At 60.9% G+C, this 16200-nt stretch carries 13 protein-coding genes and 1 tRNA gene; 5 read left to right on the top strand and 9 right to left on the bottom strand.

Features of this window, described 5'->3' with window-relative positions:
* The first annotated feature begins 16 nt into the window (after nucleotides 1–16).
* The 4 genes from ACOZ32_RS01960 to ACOZ32_RS01945 all read left to right on the top strand — a co-directional run bounded on the left by ACOZ32_RS01960 (nucleotide 17) and on the right by ACOZ32_RS01945 (nucleotide 4342).
* The gene (locus tag ACOZ32_RS01960; protein WP_285271261.1) at nucleotides 17–1240 is read left to right on the top strand and encodes a hypothetical protein; all 1224 of its coding nucleotides are present in this window, start codon (nucleotides 17–19) and stop codon (nucleotides 1238–1240) included.
* A 217-nt stretch (nucleotides 1241–1457) separates the two neighbouring features.
* Complete coding sequence (trmY, locus tag ACOZ32_RS01955; protein ID WP_010903455.1) at nucleotides 1458–2048, top strand: tRNA (pseudouridine(54)-N(1))-methyltransferase TrmY; 591 nt, start codon at nucleotides 1458–1460, stop codon at nucleotides 2046–2048.
* An 84-nt stretch (nucleotides 2049–2132) separates the two neighbouring features.
* Nucleotides 2133–2205 (top strand) — tRNA-Pro (locus tag ACOZ32_RS01950).
* Nucleotides 2206–3067: 862 nt separating this feature from the next.
* Nucleotides 3068–4342, top strand: a complete 1275-nt coding sequence (locus ACOZ32_RS01945) for an IS4 family transposase (protein ID WP_136361736.1) — start codon at nucleotides 3068–3070, stop codon at nucleotides 4340–4342.
* Nucleotides 4343–4795: 453 nt separating this feature from the next.
* Here ACOZ32_RS01945 and ACOZ32_RS01940 read toward each other — a convergent pair whose 3' ends face one another.
* The 6 genes from ACOZ32_RS01940 to ACOZ32_RS01915 all read right to left on the bottom strand — a co-directional run bounded on the left by ACOZ32_RS01940 (nucleotide 4796) and on the right by ACOZ32_RS01915 (nucleotide 10857).
* Nucleotides 4796–4945 carry a hypothetical protein gene (locus ACOZ32_RS01940; RefSeq protein WP_424334884.1) on the bottom strand — a complete coding sequence of 50 codons (150 nt, stop codon included), beginning with the start codon at nucleotides 4943–4945 and terminating at the stop codon, nucleotides 4796–4798.
* Between the two features lie 288 nt (nucleotides 4946–5233).
* Nucleotides 5234–6061 carry a tyrosine-type recombinase/integrase gene (locus tag ACOZ32_RS01935; RefSeq protein WP_424334883.1) on the bottom strand — a complete coding sequence of 276 codons (828 nt, stop codon included), beginning with the start codon at nucleotides 6059–6061 and terminating at the stop codon, nucleotides 5234–5236.
* Nucleotides 6062–7108: 1047 nt separating this feature from the next.
* Complete coding sequence (locus tag ACOZ32_RS01930) at nucleotides 7109–7675, bottom strand: hypothetical protein (protein ID WP_205251046.1); 567 nt, start codon at nucleotides 7673–7675, stop codon at nucleotides 7109–7111.
* Nucleotides 7676–7779: 104 nt separating this feature from the next.
* On the bottom strand, nucleotides 7780–8604 hold the full coding sequence (locus tag ACOZ32_RS01925; protein ID WP_205251045.1) for a hypothetical protein: 825 nt from the start codon (nucleotides 8602–8604) through the stop codon (nucleotides 7780–7782).
* 73 nt (nucleotides 8605–8677) lie between these two features.
* Nucleotides 8678–9715, bottom strand: a complete 1038-nt coding sequence (locus ACOZ32_RS01920; RefSeq protein WP_205251044.1) for a hypothetical protein — start codon at nucleotides 9713–9715, stop codon at nucleotides 8678–8680.
* Between the two features lie 620 nt (nucleotides 9716–10335).
* Nucleotides 10336–10857: a type IV pilin gene (locus ACOZ32_RS01915; RefSeq protein WP_424334882.1), complete on the bottom strand. Its 522-nt coding sequence runs from the start codon at nucleotides 10855–10857 to the stop codon at nucleotides 10336–10338.
* 310 nt (nucleotides 10858–11167) lie between these two features.
* Between ACOZ32_RS01915 and ACOZ32_RS01910 the strand changes: the two genes are divergently transcribed.
* On the top strand, nucleotides 11168–11650 hold the full coding sequence (locus ACOZ32_RS01910; protein ID WP_424334881.1) for a hypothetical protein: 483 nt from the start codon (nucleotides 11168–11170) through the stop codon (nucleotides 11648–11650).
* Nucleotides 11651–11697: 47 nt separating this feature from the next.
* Here ACOZ32_RS01910 and ACOZ32_RS01905 read toward each other — a convergent pair whose 3' ends face one another.
* Genes ACOZ32_RS01905 through glpA form a run of 3 tightly spaced genes read right to left on the bottom strand, consistent with a single transcriptional unit; the run spans nucleotide 11698 to nucleotide 16073 of the window.
* Nucleotides 11698–13095, bottom strand: a complete 1398-nt coding sequence (locus tag ACOZ32_RS01905; protein WP_010903449.1) for an anaerobic glycerol-3-phosphate dehydrogenase subunit C — start codon at nucleotides 13093–13095, stop codon at nucleotides 11698–11700.
* Nucleotides 13088–14371 carry a glycerol-3-phosphate dehydrogenase subunit GlpB gene (gene glpB, locus ACOZ32_RS01900; protein WP_205251040.1) on the bottom strand — a complete coding sequence of 428 codons (1284 nt, stop codon included), beginning with the start codon at nucleotides 14369–14371 and terminating at the stop codon, nucleotides 13088–13090. The genes ACOZ32_RS01905 and glpB overlap by 8 nt, the downstream gene beginning before the upstream one ends.
* Nucleotides 14361–16073 carry an anaerobic glycerol-3-phosphate dehydrogenase subunit GlpA gene (glpA, locus tag ACOZ32_RS01895; protein ID WP_010903447.1) on the bottom strand — a complete coding sequence of 571 codons (1713 nt, stop codon included), beginning with the start codon at nucleotides 16071–16073 and terminating at the stop codon, nucleotides 14361–14363. The genes glpB and glpA overlap by 11 nt, the downstream gene beginning before the upstream one ends.
* Nucleotides 16074–16200 lie beyond the last annotated feature (127 nt).

The raw sequence follows: 16200 nt of genomic DNA, 5'->3' as shown, positions 1-16200 counted from the left end.
CCGGAACTACCCTCGGATGCGACGCGGGACAGCCGGGCTCGTCGGCGTCGTTCTCGCGCTGAACGCGACCCTGGTCGTCGGGGCGCTGTTCTCGGAGCGCGCACTCACGATCGCGGTGGTGTTCGCGCTCGACGCGGTCGCCGGCATCGCCCGCCTCCTCTACGAACGGCTCGCGGCCGAACGGGCGTCGACAGCGCCGCCCGCGATGACGCCGCTCCGGTTCCTCGAACCGCTGTACGAGATGGTGGCGGACAAACGCGGGAGCGTCCGGGTCGCGGCCCGGTTTCCGTCGGTGTCACCGCGGAACCTCCCGTACGTCGTCGACCAGTGGGTCGTCTGCTTCGCCGTGTTCCCCGTGGTCGTGCTCGCGTGGACCGCGCTGGAGCCGTTCGAGGGCGGGCTCGGGCCGACACTGCTTCCGGCCGTCCTCCTCGTCGCGGCGAAACACGGCCGCATCGTGCAGACGTGGGCTGCGGCCGGCCGGTACGCGACCGCATCGCCGCGAACTGTTCGGCCGAGCCGCGACATCGTCTACAGCACTGTCGTCGCCTGCGTCGCCGTCTGGTCGCTCTCCAGGACGCCCCCGGACCCCGCGCAGGTGACCGCGGCCACGGCGCTGTTCTGCCTCCCGAAGTTCGCCTTCGAGTGCCGCGAGTGCGGGGTCGGCCCGTGGCCGTTGACCTTCGACCCCGCGGGCGGCGCGACACTCGACCCGCTCTCGGTCCCGGACGGACCGCCGCGCGCGACCGTCCAGAACGACCGCGGCGTCGTCCGCGCGTGGGCGGTCCACGACGGCCTCTCGTACGCCGTCCTCTTCGCCACCTCGTTGACCGGATTCCTCGGGACTGTCGCGGTTCTCGGCTCCGGGTCGCTGCGCGTCACGCTGTGGGCGGTCGCGATAGCGCTCCTCGCGGCGCCGCCGGTCGCCGTCCTCACCGTGGTCGCCGTGGTCTGGCTGGGGCACGCCAACGAGGAGTACCGGGTCTACGACGACGCGCTGGTCGCCTACGACTCGCTGCTCGACGAGCCGCAATGGGTCGTCCCGGTCGAGGACATCAGTTCGGTCTCGGTCGGCGACGACCCGCTCGGCTGGACGATCCTGGGCCTCGTCCACGTGCTCCCGTTCGAGACGTATCCCGTCGTCGTCGAACGCGAGGGCGGTGACGACATCCGCCTCAGCGCGCTCGCCGACCCGGCGGCGCTCGCCAGTGCCGTCCGAGCCAGTCCGCGCTCCCGCTAGCCGTCACGGGGCGTCCGCGTGGCCGCTCGCTCGCGGGCACCCGGGCGCGAACAACCGGCGCGTCGAGAGCAGCCCGTCCCGCCTCATCTCGTCGGCGCAGTCGGCCGGCGGACACATCGGGCTCACCGAGGACTGCACGCGCCGAGGCGGTCGGGGTGGCTCGCCGCCCAGCCCCGAACCCGATGCACGTAAGCCACCCACGCCCGACTACCCACGCATGAGACAGTTCGTCGTCCTCGGGCACGACGCCCCGACGACTCCCGACTTCCCGCTCGACGACCTGCCGGGCGCTGCCGGCCGGCTCGACGTCCTCTGTCGGTGCGTGAGTGCGGCGCTGTTCGTCTCGCATGGCATCCGCGACGACGTCGAGGTGTTCCTCGTCCTCGGCGACGAGGTGACGGTCCGCATCGACGCCGGGGCGGTCCAGTACATGCATCCCGACGAGCGCAACGTCGCCGGACTGCTGAAGCAAGCCCTCGACGCGAAAACCGAGGCCATCGGCCACCAGGAGGCGTCGTCGTCGCCGGGCATCCACGTCTCGAAGCGCGGCTTCGAGGCCGTACTGGACGCCGTCTCGGGGCCCGTCGTGGCGCTACACGAGGACGGCGACGCGCTCGCCGCCGTCGACCCCCTTGCGGATCCCGTGTTCGTGCTGTCGGATCACCGCGATTTCACCGCCGCCGAGGCCAGCCTGCTCGCGGACGCCAGCGACCACCGCGTGCGCGTCGGCCCGACGGTGTTGCACGCCGACCACGCCATCACGGTCGCGCACAACCACCTCGACACCGCCGGGTTCGACGCGTACTGACGGCGACGGCCACGGCAGCCGGCGGGTCACGCGTGCTCCCCGATCCGGAACCGTTAAATCCACAACGGCCATTCTCTCACGTGCGGGCCGGTGGGGTAGCTTGGTATCCTTCGGCCTTCGGGTGGCCGTAACCGCGATTCGAATTCGCGCCGGCCCATTTCTGCCCGCACTCGTTTTCGATTGACTAAACGGCGTTCATAAACCGTCTTAGAAGCCCGGCTCTTCACTTCAATCGTGCCCCTACGCCGTCGTGGACTTCTACGAATACGTAGGGGTCGTAGACGTTTCAGTTCCCCTGTTTCGGAATAGATTCTGTACCATTGAGTATTCAGCGCCCTGTCTTCAGATGATACGGCTAATGGTCGCCACCAGCAAGCCGAGCGAGCGTCGTGAGTGGCGCGTGAGTGCGGTCGAAGCCCTACCGAGTAGATTGGCGATATTTTTGACGTTCGCTCTGCGGCTGTAAGCGCTGGTCTAACCGACGGGACGGCAACACTAGCTAACACCGCGAATGAGAGTCAGCCCGAGGTAGCACAAGCGCCGCTGTGGGTCAGACACGTTGACTAACGTTATACTGACGAGCCTTCAACCACTACTGAGAGAGAAACATTGTCTCCGCCAAGCCGACCGCGAGAATATTGAGTCAGTCACCCTTTGAACCCCAAAATGGTAAAATCGGTTTGGCACTCTCTGCGGATATTCCCCGCTCGAAACCCACCTGCCGAACAGGGGGAAACCGATTTGTCACGACCGACGCCGATGGCCAGCAACGTTCGTCAGTACAACCTCTGTGGGGGTGCCATCACGGCAGGGGGACAGGTCGTCTCACCCGTTCGCCAGTGACGAGAGTTGTGTGGCTGAACCTCTGAGATCACTTGACGACGCCGTGAGACATGGGGACGCTCATCCGTCTTTAGCTAAGACGAGAACCGCGTGACAGCGACGGCTTATCGAGGCTACTTTTCGAGAGGAATGAGGAGGAGAAGTCTGTGCACAACCCTCGCTCCTCAACGAGAATCATGCGTCGGCTCACTACACTGTTTCCCTCCGAGTTCCTCGAAGAGCACGCCGAGGAACTCGGCGTGGTTGAGCGAGAGGGCAAGCTTCAGATTCCCGTCCTCGTGTGGGCGCTCGTGTTCGGCTTCGCCGCAGGCGAGAGCCGAACACTCGCCGGGTTCAGACGCTGCTACAACTCCACAGCTGATGAAACGATCTCTCCCGGTGGATTCCATCAGCGGTTGACGCCGACGTTGGCAGAGTATCTCCGCGACCTCGTCGAGCGTGGTCTCGACGAGGTCGCTGTTCCCAACGCTGTTGACGCTGATATCGACCGATTCAGAGACGTGATGATCGCTGATGGAACGGTGTTGCGGTTGCACGAATTCCTCTCTGATGAGTTCCAAGCCCGTCACGAGGAGCAGGCTGGAGCGAAGCTCCACCTGCTCCACAACGCCACCGAGCAGACGATTGAACGACTCGACGTGACCGACGAAAAAGCGCACGACAGCACGCTGTTCAAGACGGGTTCGTGGCTCCAAGGACGGCTCGTTCTGTTCGATCTAGCGTACTTCAAGTACCGCCGGTTCGCGTTAATCGACGAGAACGACGGCTACTTCGTGAGTCGGCTGAAGCAGAACGCGAATCCGGTGATAACGGAGGAATTACGGGAATGGCGCGGGCGCGCCATTCCCTTAGAGGGCAAGCAGATCCACGATGTGGTCGATGATCTCTCTCGGAAGTACATCGACGTTGAGGTCGAAGCGGAGTTCAAGCGAGGCCAGTACGAAGGAACGCGGTCGCTGGACACGAAGCGGTTCCGCGTCGTCGGCGTCCGTGACAAGGACGCCGACGACTACCATCTGTATATCACGAATCTATCGCGAGAGGAGTTCTTCCCGGAGGATTTAGCAACGCTGTATCGGTGTCGGTGGGAGGTAGAAACGCTGTTTCGTGAACTGAAGACGCAGTACGAGTTGGACGAGTTCGACACAAGCGACCCGGATATCGTGAGAATTCTGCTGTATGCGGCGTTGCTGTCGCTGCTGGTGAGTCGTGAGCTGTTGGATCTGGTGACCGAGCAGGCTGATGACGAGATCGTGTTTCCGCCAGAACGCTGGGCGGCGACCTTCCGGTCGCACGCCCAGCTCATCCTCCACGAACTCGGTGAGTATCTCGGTTACTCACCACCGCCGTTGCTGGAGCGGCTGATCGAGGATGCTCAGAAGATTCACCAGCAACGTCCGGTCTTACAGGAGACGCTCGCTACCGCTACGCAACCGAGGTGTGAGTCTTAGCTAAAGACGAATGTGGGGACGCTTGTAGCGTTGAGTGAGGTGGGGACACCAAGGCGCGAGCATTAGGGATACCGGGGCAGAGAAAAAAATATTACCTGTCAGCCACACATCTGCTGTTGTGCCAGTCAGAAATACTGCATGCCCTCATTGTGGCCATGAAACTTTAGTAAATGTGCCTGATGAAAAGACGAAAATCAAACGTGTTGCACAGAATGATAGCTGGTCGGGTAAAGACACTCACGTAGCCTGTCAAAACTGTGACAAAAAATTCAGTGCCAAATATACAAAATAAATTGGTTTTGAACGGTTTAACCACCGTTCGGTTATTGATCTCTCCAGCCCTATGACCACCTCTCGGTCCCTCTCTAAATGTCCGATTATCGGGCCGAAATAGCATGTAGAAGTGGTACCATGTTCTTATAATTTAAGTAGGGTAGCCCAAGACGCTACCTGCTACAAATCACCGATAAGACGAGCTTGCGCGACGGCCAAGTTCGCCTCTTCCTCGGTGAGTTTCTGACCACGCCCGTCTTCGAGTTTGGCAAGCAGGCCGGCCTCGTTTTCAGGGAGACTGACTTCGGGTGACTTGTCTTGTTTGTCCATACATCGTTGTCCGTCCCCGGCGACAAGTTTGTCCGGGCAAGCAGAGCATCGAGAAAGGGAGCCTTCAGTCGGTCGTCGTTCTACACGCCGTCAAGACAGTCACGACGCTGTTCTACATTCACCTATTCGTCGCGTCGGTCGTAGTGGGCGTCGAGTTCTCCTTGGCTCACGTTTATCGGGTCGGACACTACCCGTTCCGGTACGTCTTCGGTTAGGTGGTGCGTTATGCTTCCCCTCCAGATTACGTGGAGTGACACAGACGATAGATACTTGCTCGCTCTCCCTCGTTCAGTAATGGCTTCGCACTCGTCTCTCTCTCTCTTTCCTATGCGGACAGTCTCTTTGAGACCGACAGGGGCGCGTCCGCCGATAGACCGTTTGTCGGAGAGTGTTGTTGGTGGGTCGTCCGTGCTTGGTGGTCAGCAATGGGTCACGCCCGTATTCGTCGGTAACATCGTGACGGTGTACATCGACGTAGTCTTCGACCACAGTACAGACAGCCGTCGTGAGAGCCACGTATCGCTCACCGTTCCCTTTGTTCTTTAACGGCGTATCAGTATCCGGCTGGTGGCGAACGGAAAGGTATTGATCGTCCGGGTGGAAGTCCGATAGGTCGAGCGAACGAATTGACCCGATACGCATACCTGTCCGCCATAGCAAGAGAACAACGGTGTGAGAGAACGAAGCATACTCGAACCGTTCGAGATAGTCGAGTAGCACCTCGGCTTCCTCCGAGTCGAGTTTCACGTCCCGCTGACCAGTTCCGTCCCCAAGCGTCGGAGAGATTATTTTCGAGTGTAGGTCACTTTCGACGGCGTCCACCGTCTCACAGAACCGAATAAACACCCGAAGGGTATCCATTTGGGATTTGAGACTGACTTTGTTCAGGTCGCCGTCTTCCTTCCGCCACAGTTTGTAGCGGTGAAGGTCGCGGCCGGTGAGATTGTTCACGTTCTCTACGTCTCCTTCGCCGTCGCACCATCGGACAAAATGGTTTAGACGGTACTCATGAGCCTGTAAGGTACTCCCGGTCACGTCGGTACTCCGTTCCCGTAGGTACAAGTCGAGCGCTTCCTCTGCCGTGGTCGGCGTCAGGTTCCGGTTTTGCTTGGACATAGGTTGCTCCGAATCCCATAACCGCAAGAGGGAGCGCCGAAGAGTGGCCGTAACCGCGATTCGAATTCGCGCCGGCCCACTACTCACTTACCCCGTTTCCCGCATTTTCAAACACTTAGTGGCCGCTTTGCGGGGTGTTACACAACCGCTCTGGATTGAGGCGTATTCCCGGAGCCACGAGCACGGCTACCCCGAAGGCTGCGCCTGGTTTGTGGGTGCGAGTTCGGCCACAAGGAGACACGAGAGCCTCACATCGGGATCCATAACTCCGAAAAGTGAGTGATTTTGAGCTACTGAACGGAGTGAATCGGCCGGGATCCGGCATGATCCACCCGATCACCTCGGCCTTGATTGGCTCCTTGAGAGTGCGAGTACCGAATTATGCACACGAGGTTTGCGGCTTTGCGTGCACATACCGGAATCGAGTTTGAGTGCGTGAAACCGCATGGTTGTAAATGATCCGCCGAGACTACAGAATGGCTAGTCTCGTTATTGGTTGTCCCCGACCGAGCCTAAATCTGCTTCTGGTGGCTTAGGTTGCGCGTTTTCATATATCTTGTCCATATTAACGCTAGGCGAGCCTTTACCGTCGTAATCCGTGGTTTTCCCATCGTATTCACTTACTTTTTCGTACCTGTCTGACAATTTTATTGATCGCTGTTTGGTCAATGCAGCTCCGTCCAGGGCCCTTACCTTTGTCCCAATTCCTGAACTTACCGGACAATAATTAACAGAGTCGGTAGTAGTAATGACAAATTCAGAGTGTTGCTTTACCATGACGGCTATCGATACTAGTTGAGCGCTTCGCCCCTTCAGAAGTGCAATCAGCCGAGAAGCACAACAACTGGACGTACCTCAGCCCGCACGACCTCCGGAGAACGTGGGACACACTGTCGTCCAAGCGCGAAATTGGTTCCAGACTATTCATGGAATACGACGGCTGTGAGAACTGAGATACGTTCTGCGAACACGATCTCGACTAATACTCAGTGAAAGGTCAGCACTAGACGAGAGAACGTTCGGTAGTTATGACCTGTCTCTCAGTGCTTATTCCGGGAGCAGTCTAATCCACTCCATCGTGTAGTCGTTAGCTTGGCTCTTGATGAGGACAAGCTCTCCTTCCGGGGCGATGCTCCCTGTTTTCTCGAGGTAGAGTGCCTCTGTATATTCTCGGCCAGAAAAATTGTCCGGGACCATTCCGTATAATATGTGTCTTTGTTCGTCGACCTGCGTGATGTTCCCGTCAATACGGTCCAAATCAGCGCCTGACGGAGTGTGAACGTCGAGTCGATAATCGTCTACGTCGTCTCCAGCTCGCATATCGAGTACCACCGTGTACGTATCATCGGTAGGAGTACATTCGTGCCCATTGTCCTCACCTATTGCACTGTAATTGCATCGGAGTCCAAACGGGTGATTCTGTGTATAGAACCATCCTGCCGGTGCTATGACCAGAACAGCGGCGATTGGCCCGAGGAACCCCCAATTGAAGACACCAATCAAGACAACGAGGATAGAACCTATGAGCGAGCTAAGTTGGTATATAGGATGTGCTGTGTAGGACTGAAGAAACTCCTTAACATTACGAACGAATCCAGACGGGTCAGAGAACACTCGACGAATCGCTGGAATTGGTGCAATCCATAGCGGAGTGCTTAGAACAACAACTGGAATGCTAAATGCGGCCCGGCAAAATTCCTGAATCGAGTCGAGAGACACTATCGGCCATATGAGGGATAGACAACTTCCTTCTCGAATAACTGCTTTACATACCTACGGCCATCGTCGGGTGCATCGTCGCCTATCTGCATATTCCCACGGTCATAAGTCACAGAGACCACTTCCGTACCGGGATTACCGTTGTCTGTTAACTCAAAGTAAACCTCAGCGCGCTCAATAATGTACTGCTCACGGCGAATTCCGAGATCTCGAAGGGATCTGATCTCACCACTCAAATCAATTTTCTCCAGCATCGGAAGGATCTGCTCAAACTGTTCGGGCTCGTCAAATTGATCCCTCAAACTAGGATCCAAGAGAGCATCATCTGGGTCAATATCATCATTCGAAAGGCTGTTAGCGACTCGCTTGAGATTAGTGAAGTCAAATCGTCCTTCCGACCCGGTCAATGTCAAGGAGTCGTACTGATCCGCTCTCTCGAAGAAGTTCCAGAGCGCCTCGCGTTTGACAGAGATGGACCTTTTTAGACCATTAGAGCCTTCAAACTGGTCGTCAAGATCTCGAAGAACCACGTCCGGATCAACACGCCCGTTTTCCAGTGTTAATAGGAATAATCCGGATTGGGAGCGATACTCGAATGACGCACTCTGTGCCCGATTTTCACCCTTCCAATCAGTGAAATTATAAATTAGGTCGCCGGAGTAGACATTCTGATCTTCGTATGGATAGTCTTCAATCTCCCTGTGGCCTGTAACAGTTCTCTGTTCAATATCATCAAGATCAACACTAGACTCAGACGTGCTCAGATGGGTCTGTCGCCGGAACTTGTCAAAGTTTTCGATGCGTCCAAGTCTTTTGGTCGACATCTGGTTGGAGCCGCGTGTAGCCGTGTTTGGTCCTTTGTCGGAAGGACGTGTATTTCTTACGCAGGATAACGGTTTATGTAGCGTCTTTGCCAGGCTCGCGCATATCGTCGTCTACCGGCTGCCGTTGGCGCTTCCGCTTGTACTCTTCCGGAACTCTCCTCAGCTGACCCTGATACTCATAGCCCTCTTCCTCTGCTCGCTTCGCGAGATCGTAGAAGAACGACTCTGGGGGGTACTTTTGCGTCGACGGGAGGTTCCGCCAGATGTCGTACTGGTGAATGAGTTCAAAGATGAACTGAAGAGAGACTGCCATCCGGCGGAGATGGCTCAACTCTTCAAGCTCGTTGTCAGTGACCGTGACATGAACTTTCCCGCCCTGCTCAATCTTAGCCTTCACAACTTGATTATCCAGCACGAACTGGCACTTGAGCTTCTCCGGCTTCTTTTGATCTAGGATTGCGATGATTGCCGGCACTGAACGAAGGACGTTCTTCGAGTCCTCAATGGTCACTCCCTGTCCCGTGTTGTCGATGGAGTCGCTTGTCGTGCCTACAGTCGAGACCTCCCGAATGCTCAGCTCGGAATTAAGGCCCTGACCGTTGAACGTCCGGTAGAGAATCCAGAGCAGGAAATCGTGATGGAAATTCAGCTCTTCAAGCTCTACTTTTTCCGAAAGCCCTCCCCGAAGCCGTCTCCTGTTCTTCGCGAGCTCGGCTTTCTGCCCACGGAAGACCATCAGGTCCTCTCTGCTATCCCAGTGGATCTCTACACCGTCTTCTTTCTTCTTCTGGATGGTGCGCTTCGAGCCAGTGTTCCGATCGAACCCCGATTGGGTGTCCCAGCGGGTGTGCTTGTAGTTGAACGAGTAGAGACGATCTCCGAGACGCTGAAGGTTCCACGTGAGGTCGCCCGTGGTCTGGAGAAGGTCGTCAAACTCGGCTCGCTCAAACCCTCGGGATTCAACCCCAGGGTCAGGCTCAGTGTACTGCGAGAGACCAGAAACTAGGTCTTCCGGTGTTTCGTCCTCGTCCTTGACATCAACGGAGAAGAGGCCGTTGAAAACCAACCAACCGTCGTAGGTGTACATCTCCTCGGGAAAAGAGGCGGACATTGGTTAATAGAAGTAGTCCTTGACACTTAAACTTCTAGCCCACAAACACAAAATGACCTATTTTCACTGGCAATTCCAAAATTTGGGTAAAGTCATTTTAATTCAATTATCAAAACAAACAGTCAATGACATATATCAGTTAGCCCGAGAGCGGTCTCGGCTGATTCTCCACGTTTACTGTCTTCAAGATATCGCTGGCCCCAGGTCGTCACGCTGATCCGCCCTTCGAAAATATCTCAGCCAAACCTGTGCTGGCGAGCAAGCTGAAGACCTGATTCCCGGATCGTTTTGAATCGGGAGACATGGGATGCGTTGTCTGCGGTGTCGTCCTGACTGCCTCATTGAATTAGCAGCAGCTGGCAGTGGTAGTTAACCACTTGATCGAGAAGCACTACGACAATTTCTCGCAGGAGGAAATCTGGCGCCGTCGCCGCCATCAGACGGAACAGCGTTGCAACCACATCAAAAACATCGCTCTCACCGGTGACTAACATCAACAGCAAACCGCGAGTACAGCGCGAGAGATGTACCTGAAGGGTCAGTAAACTAATTCCCGCCAGCCCATTTCTCCCCACAGTCGTCGCTCACTCGCCGGCCGCCGCTTCGTTGGCTCCACCCGCCTACGAGGCGGTCAGCGTGTCCTCGATCACAACCGTCTCCGACGGCGTGTGCACCACCCGGACCGTGATGGTGTCGCCGCCGTCGAGCGAGCAGTCCCGGTTTGCGATCCGAAACGTGGCCGTCTCGCCGGGCCGCCAGACGCCGTCCGTGTTCGCGTCGAACGCCCCGCCGTCCGGGCTGTAGAAATCGAACAGCTTGTCGCCGTCGTACGTGCTTGGGCCCAGCGTGCTCGTGGGCAGGTCCACGATCCGGGCCCGCTTCCCGCAGGCGGCAGTCGCATCCACGACGACGTCGAGGTCGGACACCGCCACATCGTCGCCCGCGATGTGGGTGAGTCGAACGATCTGATCGCCGCCGCCGGCCGTGTCGCGGACGAGTTCGCCACTCGACTGCCCGATCAGCGGCGCGGGGCTGCTGATGGTGTCCGTGGACCCGAGGGTGAACACCGCGACTGTCCCCGCAAGGACCACTACGACGACGACCATGAGAACGACGGCCGTGACTGGCGTGGCTGCTCGCATTGGTGGGCTGACTGGATCACTGTTCGTCGTGTGGGCGTGAATACGCTTCGCTCCGTTCCGGGATACCGCCAGCAGCCACCGTACGGCCGGTGGGTGCATTGCTGGTCTCCCGAGAACGAACCCGCATTGGCGCTGTCCGACCGCACACACACCTGCCGCATTGGTGCTGTCCCTGGTCGGCGTCCGCCGAGCTTTGATCACTGGTCCCCATTCAGTGCCCAGTGAACCTCGCCCACCCGAAGGTAAAACAACTAACAAAAATTATTTGTTTCTTCCAAGGCATATACATGATGGAGGAAATACCAAACTCATGGATCGAAGAACATACATTGCAACGATCGGATCGACAGTATCGGGAGCCACCGTTTTATCCAAGACGGCTGCTGCCCAGTCCAGCTCTGACGACGGTGACGATCCGGATGTGCGCTTCGAATCAGTAACTGGCCCATCGAAAGACGTGTACACAAGGGGTGAAACCGTCGAAGTGAACGCCACAATAAAAAACTATGAACCGCTCGGGAGGACGGTATACGTCGGGTATTCCGTCTCTAACGACGGGCGGCTCTTCGAAAACGGGAACCGGACCGACGAGGCGGTGTTCGTTGGCCCCGGTGCCAAGAGCGACGTGGAGCTCGAATGGAACGTTTCGAGCGAAGCACCCCCAGGGTACTACGGGCAGTACGTGAAGATCTGGCGGGACAGAGTGAACAACGGATCGCCTAGAGAGAAACTCAAACACGGCCTGGACGAGTACGACAGGACTGACGAGCGGGTCTTTCGGGTCAAATCGTAGCTTCCAGGTCACCCACTGAACCCGGGTCGCACACCATGACCGCGCCGTCAGTCGACGAGCGCGGCCTCCAGCAGCTCCAGGGGGTGGCGCACCTCGTAGCCCGTGCCGTGCTCCATCTGCATCGCACACGTCGGGCACTCCGTGAGGCCGGTGTCGCCCTCGGCGGACTCCATGTGATCGAACATGTCGTCGCCGATCTCCATGGAGGTCTCGTATTTCTCTTCTTTCCAGCCGTAGGTGCCCGAGATCCCCGAACACGAGTCGCCCACGTCGTCGATGCCGACGCCGTCGAGGTCGCCGAACAGCTCCACCGCCTGGCGGTCTAGGCCCTGGCTGCGGGCGTGGCAGGGGGCGTGGTACGCGAACTCGTCGGCGAGTTCGCCGTCGATGTCGGCCGACTGCACGGTCTCCCGGAGGGGTTCGTGGATGCGCAGGTATTCGACGGCCTCGAAGGTGTTCGACGCCACCGTTTCGATGCCGTCGATGTCGAACAGTTCGGGGTACTCCTGTCGGAGCGCCATCGAACACGACGTACACGAGGCGATGGCGTCGTAGCCCTCCTCGATGAGGTCGCTCATCGAGGACACCGTGATGTCGGCGTGGCGGCGGGCGTCGTCGAGCATGCCGTTGGCGAACATCGGGGTGCCCGAACAGCCCTGTTTGGGGACGACGATCTCGTAGCCGAAATGCTCGTAGACGCGCACCATCGCCTGCCCGACCTCGGGGGTGTTGTAGTTGGCGTAGCAGCCATGGAAGTACGCCACCTTCTTGTCGGCGTCCACGGGCTCGCCGCGTTCACGTCGGCGGGCTTGCGCGCGCTCCTTGGAGGCGGCCGCGCCGCCCCGCGCCTGCCACCACTCCCGGAAGGTCTCGGTCGCGAACGCGGGGAACTCGCGTTCGCTGGTCACGCCCAGCGTCTTCTCCATCACCCAGCGCGCCGGCCCGAAGTTCATCGCGGCGTTCGCGAGCCGCGGGAGCGTGCTGGCGATGCGCGCCGACGTGCGGTAGTTCGCGAGGATGCGGTTGCGCCAGTATTTCAGCGAGCGCTTGGACATCTGGTCGTCGACGTACTCGCCGCGCGCGGTGTTGTGCATCTGTGACAGCGACACGCCCGACGGACAGGCCGAGTCACACCGCATGCAGTTCGAACACTCGGTGATGGAGTCGTCGATCTCGTGGTCCTCGTCGTCGGACTGCTCTTTGAGCCGCCACTGCTCGGGGCCCTGGAACTTCGGGCCGGGGAAGTCGTCGTCGACCTCCGCGACCGGGCAGTTGGTGTCACACGTCGAGCACTTATAGCAGGAGTCCGACTCGGGGCGCAGGTCGAAGTCGTCGGTGTCGTCGTGGAGCGCCACCGGGTCGAACTTCTCGCCCACGTTCGGTGTGGCTGGCTCGAAGCGATTCTCCGCGGTGGTCGTCGTGGAATCGGATTCTGAGTCACTCATCGTGGATCGCCTCCGCTGCCGCCGTTCCGGCCGCGTACCCCGTTGCGATGGAGACGCCGCTGCCGGAGTGCTCCGCTGCGAAGTTGTAGCCGCCAAGCACTGCGCCCGCCGCCCGCAGGTTCGCGTGGGCGGCGGCACCGTCGTCGTCGCGTGGCCGCAGTGTGTCGTCGGTCCGCACGCCGAACTGCGCGAACGCGTGGTCGCCGAACGCGTCGTCGTCGAACCACGCGTACCGGTCGTCGCTGTGCGCGATCCGGCAGTCGAAGATCGGTTCGTAGACCGCGTCCCGGTCGGAGTCGATGCCTTTCCCCACGAGCCCGCCGGTCGCGAGCACGTACTCGTCGGCGCTGTTCGGGATGCGCGCGCCGTTTTTCTCCACGTACACGGTCTCGACGCCGTCGGCGGTCGTGTCGGCGTCCACCACGGGGTTGCCGGTTTCGATGCGCACGCCCGCCGCCTCCAGCGCGCCGAACAGGTGATCGGACAGCCGCAGCCCGGGCAGCGACGGCGGTCCCATCGGCACCTCGAACACCGCAGCCCCCAGGTGGTCCGCGAGCGCGTCTCGCACGCCCGCGGGGTCGTCGTCGCCCAGCACCGCCGGGAAGCCGACGCGGTCGGCGTCGGCGGCCGCGTCGGCGACCCGTGTGGCAAGCGCCAGGCGGAGCGGGCGCTCGGTGCCGTCCACCGACACCCGGGGGTTCGCGTCCAGCAGCCCCGCGTACCGGGTGACTTTCGCGCCCGCCCGGAGGTCGCCCGGGAACGGCACGGTCACACCGTGCACGTCGAAGGGGACGCCCGCCGATTCGAGGTGGGCGGCCGCGTGGTCCGCGTTGAAATCCGGCAGCGTCTCGAAGCCGACCAGCAGCGTGTCCCGGTCGTCGCTCGCCAGCCCGGCGGCGGCGCTGGCGGGATAGCGCGCGGTCGGCTTCACGGTGCCACCGTGGGTCGGCACCAGCGCGTTGGCGTCGGTGTGGTGCCCCTGATAGCGCGGCGCGTGCGCGTCGAAAAACGCCATCGCGTCGCGCACCGTGTCGACGCCGACGGTCCGATACGGGTGGGCGTCGGGCAGCGACGGGATGGCGTCGAAGGGGTCGACCACGGGACCGTCCCCGCCGGGCGTGTAGCCGAGCACGTCGACGAGCCCGCTGGCGTTCCGGAGCGTGCTCTGTTTGTACGACACCAGCCGGGTGTCCGCGCCCGCGTCGGCGGCCGCCAGCGCGCTCGTGATGCCGGCCAGCCCGCCGCCGATCACGAGCACCTCGGATTCAATTGCCATGCGCGCCCTCCGGGCCGCCGTCGGCCGCCAGCGGCCCCGCGTCGAACGCCGTGAAGTCGATCTCAGTGTCCGCGTCGGCCGGGTCGTGGCCGCGGTTCTGCGTGGTCGCGTGCAGCGCGTAGCTCAACATCGCCTGGGAGAGCTGGTCGCCCCAGAGGGCGTGGCGCTGGCCGCGCCACCGCTCGGCGAGCAGTTCGTCCCAGGACGCCCGCACGGTGGCGTCGTCGTAGCCGGCCGTGTGGAGCTCGTTCGCCAGGCGGTGCGCGCAGAACCCGCCCTGGCAGTTCCCCATGGTCGCCCGCGTGCGGATCCGCACTGCGTTCAAGTCCGTCCCGGACTGCTCGATGGCGTCCTGGATTTCCGCCCGCGTGACCGCCTCGCAGGCACAGATCGTGGGGTTGGGGTCGTCCGTGTCAAGCACGCTGCCGGCCCGCGAGCCGAGGCGGTCGACGCTGCGCTGGGCGACCGGCGACCGCAGCCCGAACTCCGTCATGTAGTCGTCGAGCGCGGTGTTGTCGGCGCTCCCGGGGAGCGCGACGTCCGCGGTCCGACAGTCCGCGGTGACGCCGAGGCGCTCGCAGACGTGGTCAGTGATCTCCTCGGCCATCATCCGGTAGGTCGTGAGCTTCCCCCCGACGATGGTCGTCATCCCGGGCAGGTCGTCGCGGTCGTCGTGCGCGAGCAGGAAGTAGTCCCGCGTGATGTCCGTGGGGTCGTCGCTGTCGACGTCCGGGGGCTCGTACAGCGGCCGCACGCCCCAGAACGACCGCACCGTGCGGGCGTCGTCGAGCATCGGAATGAGCTCCGCCAACTCGTCGATCACCATGTCGACCTCCCACTGCTGTTCGGGGTAGTCCTCGGGGTCGGCGACCTCCTCGTCGGTCGTCCCCAGGATGCAGGTGGTCTCGTGGGGCACCACGATGTCGGCGTCGCCTTTCGGCCGGCACCGGTTGACCACGGTGTCGACCTGTCGCGTGTTCATCACGGTCATCACGCCCTTCGACGGACGGACCTCGACGTCAACGCCCGCCATCTCACCGAGGCGGCCCGCCCACGCGCCGGCGGCGTTCACGACGTGGTCGGCGCGGATCACCTCGGTGCCGCCCTCGGTGCCGTGCACGCGCTTGCCCGCGCCGGTCGCGTGTTCGACTTCCACGCCGACCACCGCGCCGTCCTCCACGACGACGTCCGTGACCGTCGAGTGCGTCTCGATGCGCGCGCCGTGCTCCTGGGCGCTCGCGGCGTTTGCGACCACCAGGCGGAACGGGTCGATCGCGGCGTCGGGCACCCAGATGGCCTTCTCGACGTCGTCGGCGAGATGTGGCTCCAGCTGCCGGGCTTCCGCCCCGGAGAGCACCTTCGTGGGAATGTCGCAGGCCTCACAGCCCGCGAGTTTCTCCTGGAAGTACTGCTCGCTGTCCTCGGGCCGTTTCACGAACAACCCGCCTGTCTCGTCAACGCAGTGCGTTGCGATCTCTCTGAGCACGCGGTTCTCGATGATACACTCGCGCGCGCTGGCCTGGTCGCTGACTGCGTACCGGCCCCCTGAGTGGAGGAGGCCGTGCATCCGGCCAGTCGTGCCATGCGTGAGGTTGCCCTGCTCGACGAGCGTGACCCCAAGGCCACGCATCGCGAGGTCGCGGGCGACGCCGGCCCCGGTCGACCCACCCCCAACGACAACCACGTGCGGTTCCTGCGCCATACGACGCCTTACACGGCGACCGCCTTTACCTCATCGAAGGTCCCGCAGCGACGCGTAAACAATCGGGTCGTGTCGGCGGTCGGGGCATTCCGTCCGGCGTGAAAGGACACATTCAGGGCTCTTCGCG

Source organism: Halobacterium sp. MBLA0001, assembly GCF_049705385.1.
GTDB classification, from domain to species: Archaea; Halobacteriota; Halobacteria; order Halobacteriales; family Halobacteriaceae; genus Halobacterium; species Halobacterium salinarum.
Note: the sequence above shows the minus strand (reverse complement) of the source record. Positions and strands in the feature narration are given on the sequence as shown.

Coding starts and splice junctions, on each gene's coding strand:
- ACOZ32_RS01960 (WP_285271261.1), top strand. CDS start 17: ATGCGACGCGGGACAGCCGGGCTCGTCGGCGTCGTTCTCGCGCTGAAC.
- trmY (WP_010903455.1), top strand. CDS start 1,458: ATGAGACAGTTCGTCGTCCTCGGGCACGACGCCCCGACGACTCCCGAC.
- ACOZ32_RS01945 (WP_136361736.1), top strand. CDS start 3,068: ATGCGTCGGCTCACTACACTGTTTCCCTCCGAGTTCCTCGAAGAGCAC.
- ACOZ32_RS01940 (WP_424334884.1), bottom strand. CDS start 4,945: ATGGACAAACAAGACAAGTCACCCGAAGTCAGTCTCCCTGAAAACGAG.
- ACOZ32_RS01935 (WP_424334883.1), bottom strand. CDS start 6,061: ATGTCCAAGCAAAACCGGAACCTGACGCCGACCACGGCAGAGGAAGCG.
- ACOZ32_RS01925 (WP_205251045.1), bottom strand. CDS start 8,604: ATGTCGACCAAAAGACTTGGACGCATCGAAAACTTTGACAAGTTCCGG.
- ACOZ32_RS01920 (WP_205251044.1), bottom strand. CDS start 9,715: ATGTCCGCCTCTTTTCCCGAGGAGATGTACACCTACGACGGTTGGTTG.
- ACOZ32_RS01915 (WP_424334882.1), bottom strand. CDS start 10,857: ATGCGAGCAGCCACGCCAGTCACGGCCGTCGTTCTCATGGTCGTCGTC.
- ACOZ32_RS01910 (WP_424334881.1), top strand. CDS start 11,168: ATGGATCGAAGAACATACATTGCAACGATCGGATCGACAGTATCGGGA.
- ACOZ32_RS01905 (WP_010903449.1), bottom strand. CDS start 13,095: ATGAGTGACTCAGAATCCGATTCCACGACGACCACCGCGGAGAATCGC.
- glpB (WP_205251040.1), bottom strand. CDS start 14,371: ATGGCAATTGAATCCGAGGTGCTCGTGATCGGCGGCGGGCTGGCCGGC.
- glpA (WP_010903447.1), bottom strand. CDS start 16,073: ATGGCGCAGGAACCGCACGTGGTTGTCGTTGGGGGTGGGTCGACCGGG.